This is a genomic window from Serratia sp. ASV30 (genome assembly GCF_016428815.1).
Taxonomy (GTDB): Bacteria; Pseudomonadota; Gammaproteobacteria; order Enterobacterales; family Enterobacteriaceae; genus Chania; species Chania fonticola_C.
Genome location: NZ_JAELTL010000208.1, coordinates 1 through 423, shown reverse-complemented (window position 1 = coordinate 423; position 423 = coordinate 1). Strand labels below are relative to the sequence as shown.

1 protein-coding gene is annotated in these 423 nt (G+C 41.8%); it reads left to right on the top strand.

The window, feature by feature from the left end:
• A partial coding sequence (locus JHD74_RS26115; RefSeq protein WP_233169705.1) for a LysR substrate-binding domain-containing protein occupies positions 1-423 on the top strand: 423 nt, incomplete at both ends.

Below are 423 nucleotides of genomic sequence, written 5' to 3'. Positions count from 1 at the left end.
AGATGGGGCGTTTTTTTGAACATAGGGTTAACACGCTACTTAACAATCTTGAAAGAGCAGTAGATGAGTTGCATCAATTGAGTCAACAATCTCAGGGCAACGTAGTCTTTGGTTGTTCACACTTGCCTGCTTTAAGTGTGCTCCCTTCTTTGGTTAATAAATTTCAAGTCCAACACCCAACATCCAATATTACCATCATTGAAGGGCAACTTTGTGAACTGGTGAATTCACTTCGGCTAGGGCGATTGGATTTTTTTATTGGAATCGCGTCACCTGAGATATCAATGAGCGAGTTTATTGTTGAGCAACCGATCAAAGCGGAATTTTGTATTATTGCCAGAAAGGGGCACCCTCTCTCTCACTGTCGTTCATTAAGCGAATTGCAAGGGGCAAAATGGTATTTCCCTAGTACCAGAACAGGAT